Annotated in this window: 4 protein-coding genes; 1 reads left to right on the top strand and 3 read right to left on the bottom strand. The window is 69.0% G+C overall.

The window, feature by feature from the left end:
- Positions 1 to 440 (bottom strand): shikimate kinase (locus GA0115259_RS29165; protein WP_093602565.1); only part of this gene is annotated, 440 nt, incomplete at its 3' end.
- A 42-nt stretch (positions 441 to 482) separates the two neighbouring features.
- On the opposite strand from GA0115259_RS29165, the gene GA0115259_RS29160 reads away from it, so the two are divergent.
- A complete protein-coding gene (locus GA0115259_RS29160) occupies positions 483 to 908 on the top strand; it encodes a hypothetical protein (protein WP_093602563.1) in 426 nt (141 codons plus the stop codon).
- 140 nt (positions 909 to 1048) lie between these two features.
- Here GA0115259_RS29160 and GA0115259_RS29155 read toward each other — a convergent pair whose 3' ends face one another.
- Both GA0115259_RS29155 and GA0115259_RS29150 read right to left on the bottom strand, forming a co-directional pair.
- Positions 1049 to 2116 (bottom strand): SGNH/GDSL hydrolase family protein, encoded by a 1068-nt coding sequence (locus GA0115259_RS29155; protein ID WP_093602561.1) that lies wholly within the window; start codon positions 2114 to 2116, stop codon positions 1049 to 1051.
- 2 nt (positions 2117 to 2118) lie between these two features.
- Entirely contained in the window at positions 2119 to 3663 is a 1545-nt protein-coding gene (locus tag GA0115259_RS29150) for an MFS transporter (protein WP_141716730.1), read from the bottom strand.
- Between the last annotated feature and the right edge of the window lie 132 nt (positions 3664 to 3795).

The raw sequence follows: 3795 nt of genomic DNA, 5'->3' as shown, positions 1-3795 counted from the left end.
ATCAGCTCATGCCACCGACGGCGCGGGCCCGAGCCGGCGGCCAGCAGCGGCCGGCCGGCGTTCAGCCCGGCGCGCCGCACGGCCTCCTCGCCGTCCATGTCGAGATGGACGACGGGATACGGGAGCAACAGGGCGCGCGTCGACGCGTCGAGGACCGCGCCACCGCCGAGCGCGAGTACACCGTCGTGTTCGGCGAGCGCGGACCGTACCGCCCGCTTCTCGATCTCGCGGAAGCGCGGCTCGCCCTCGGCGATGAAGATGTCCCTGATCGGACGGCCCTGGGCGGCCACGATGTCGTCGTCGGTGTCCCGGAATCCACAGCGCAGCCGCCAGGCCAGCAGCGCGCCCACCGTGGACTTGCCGACGCCCATGGGCCCGACGAGGACGATCCGCGGCCCGTTCACCGGACGCCTGGCCGCCGCACGTTCAACGATGTTCATTCTCACCGCTCCGCCAAGTCGACCGTCGACGAAAGGTTCACCATGACCGCCTCTTCTTCCGCTTCCTCTTCTCCTGTCGACCGTGCCGCCGTCGTCAAGGAGGCCCGCGCCGCTCTCGACGCGTTTCTCGACGGGCTCAACAGCCATGATCTGGAGATCTGGACCGCGACTCTGCACTTCCCGCAGATCCGTGTGCATGAAGGCGCCGTGACGGTCTGGCGGAACGCGGAGGAGTACATCGAGAGTTCGAAGGCGGAGCTGGAGGCGCTGCTCGCGTCCGGCTGGCACCACAGCGCCTGGGACGAGGTCGAGTTCCCGCAGGTCTCCGCCGACCAGGTGCATGCCCAGGTACGGTTCGGCCGACATGACGCCGAAGGCCAACCGCTCGGTGTCTTCGACTCGGTCTATGTCGTGACGCGGCAGAACGGCCGCTGGGGCGTGCTGGCCCGGATCGGCTACGAGGCCTGACCGAGCCCGAAACCGACATCGGGACGCACGGAAACCCGCGGTGGCGGTGCGGGCCGGGGGAATTACCCGTCCCGCCACCACGGGCCGATCGCGGGCCGGTCTCGGCCCGCCGTGGCGTTTCCGTCGGGGCGTCTCCGCCGTTACGGGCGTGGCGCGGACAGCGCCGTCCGTAACGCGGAGCCGATCCTGGCGGCCAGCACATGTTCACCGGCGGCCGACGGATGCAGCCCGTCGGAGAAGACCTCGGCCGCCTCGGAGACCGGGACGACGGACAGTCCGTCCACGGTGTGGAGGTTCTTGTCGCCGAGCTCTTCGAGTACCCGTACCGCCTCCGCCGTCTGTTTCCGGATCGCGTCGAGCGTCAATCCGACTCTGTTCGGGACGAGTTCACGGTCGGGAGAGGACAGCGGAGTGATCACCACGACGGGCAGATCGGGATGTCCGTCACGGATGGTCTCGATGAAGCCGCACACCGCCGGGGCCCAGCTCCGGGCGGAGAACGTCTCCCGCGTGTAGACATTGATCCCGAGCTCCAGCGAGATCAGATCGGCCGGCATGTTCCTGATCGTCCGTGCGACCAGCGGATCGAGCTGCGCCTCCCCGGCGAAACCGAGGTTGTGCAGCCGCCAGCCCTGCTCCGCCGCGATCAGCGCGGTCCAGGTCTCCGAAGGCCCGGAGGCGAACATGCTGTGGGTGATGGAGCTCCCGTAGGTCACCCAGCGCGGGCCCGGGCGCTGCGCGGGCAGCAGCGCCCGGTGTCCGCGGAAGCCGATCCCGTACACGAGGGCATAGCCCAAGTTCGGTAACCAGACCTCGACTTCGCGCAGTGCGGGATCTCCTCCATGTACGGCGGCGGCCGGGGCCAGCGGTACGGTGATCTCGCGCCCGTCGGCGGCCTCGGCGCGCAGCGCGAGTGCTCCGTCGATCCGGATGTCCACCGGTGCGCTGCCCGGATCCACGGCCAGCTTCAGGGACAGCTCCTCGGCGTCGGTGCGGACACCGAACCGGATACCGGCGGGCATCGCCGCGAGGCGTGCGAAGTTGGGCGACAGCGTGGTGGCGAGCCGTTCGCCGGAGATCCGCCTGGGCAGCCGGCCGTTCTCGGACCAGCCGCCCTCGGCGACACCGTCCCAGGACAGTCTCGGGTCGTCGGGCGTCAGCCACTCCCACTCGCCGGCGCCCGGGCCCGCCACGGGCCCGGGAGACATGCTCACGCGCGCCCGCTCTCAAGCCCGGCGCCCTGCTGCGACGCACCTTGCTGCGACGCGCCCTGCTGTGACGGCGCTGTCTCCTCTGCCTTCCCGGATGAATCGGCCGAGCCCGACGCTCCGAGGCCCACCGCCGACGCGAGGGCGCCCACCAGCGAGAAGATCCCGACCGCGAGGAACGCGCGGTGGTACGAGCCCACACCGGCGTCGGTCGACGCGGCGGCCAGTACGGCGGCGCCGACCGCGACACCGAGGCCGCCGCCGAGCTGTACGGCCGACTGGATCAGCGAGGCCGCGAGGCCCTGCTTGTCGTTGGGCACTCCGCTCACGCCCGCGATATTGAAGCTCAGGAAGCTTGTGCCGTTGCCCAGACCATGGATGATCAGGGCCGGCAGCAGTACGGCGGCGTAGTCGGCGTTCTCGCCCGCCCGCAGGAAGAGCAGGATGCCCAGGCCCTGGAGCAGCAGACCGATCACGGCCGGGATCCGCAGACCGACGCGGCTGATGATACGAGGAGCGATATTGACCGCGAGCAGGATGGCCGCGGCCATCGGCACGATCGCCATACCGGCCTTCAGGGCGCTGTAGCCGAGCGCATGCTGGAGGTAGAGCAGCGCGATGAACTGCCAGCCGATCGTGGCGCAGGCCCAGACGACGCCCACGACATTGGCGGTGGACAGCGTGCGCGAGCGGAAGATGGAGAGTTCGACCAGCGGATCCTTGCGGCGGCTCTGGATCACGACGAAGGCGATGAGCAGCAGCACCGATGTCACCAGGCAGACCACGGTGACCGACGAGCCCCAGCCCACTTCGGGAGCCCTGGTCAGCGCGAAGACCAGCAGCAGGACACCGCCGGTCGCGGTGAGCGCGCCGAAGGCGTCGAAGCCGGGCCGCTCTCCGGTCCGCTGCTCGTCGGCGGCGACCACACTGCGCACCGTCAGGAGGACGAGCGCGGCCACGACGAACGGTACGAAGAAGGTGAGCCGCCAGTTCAGCGAGGTGAGCAGACCGGAGAAGACCAGGCCCGCCGCGTAACCGCTGGCGCCTGTGAGGCCGAACATGCTCATCGCCCGGTTGCGCTCCGGGCCCTCCGGGAACGTCGTCGTGATGATCGACAGCGCGGCTGGCGCGATGAAGGCCGCGGCCACGCCCTTGATCACACGGGTGATGATCAGCAGCGAGCCGTCCGAGACCAGACCGCCGGCGAGGCTGACGACGGCGAACACCGCGGTGGCCCAGAAGAACATCCGCCGGCGGCCGAACAGATCGGCCGCCCGGCCGCCCAGCAGCAGGAATCCGCCATAGGCGACGGCATAGCCCGAGATGATCCATTGCAGTTGCTCGTTGCTGAGGCCCATGTCGTCCTGCATCTCGGGCAGAGCGACACCCATCAGCGAGACATCCATGGAATCCAGGAAGAGCTGCGCGCACAGCACCAGCAGTGCGAGGTTCTTGCGCGCACTCATTCCCGGCGTCGCCGCTAAGACTTCCGACTGCCGCTCCGCCATCTTCATCTGCCATTCCGTCTTGCAGACATCAGTCTGCACGCCAACAATGTGGCCGTAAACGTAGCAGTCAAATAATCTGTCGTCAAACTATATTGCTAACAACTTCGGGTGCAAAGAAGGAAAGACGGCCGGTGCCGCGCCACGGAGCGGACAGCTCCAGGCGCGGCACCG

It is taken from the genome of Streptomyces sp. MnatMP-M17, from assembly GCF_900091995.1.
GTDB lineage: Bacteria > Actinomycetota > Actinomycetes > Streptomycetales > Streptomycetaceae > Streptomyces.
This window is presented reverse-complemented; position numbering and strand designations above follow the sequence as displayed.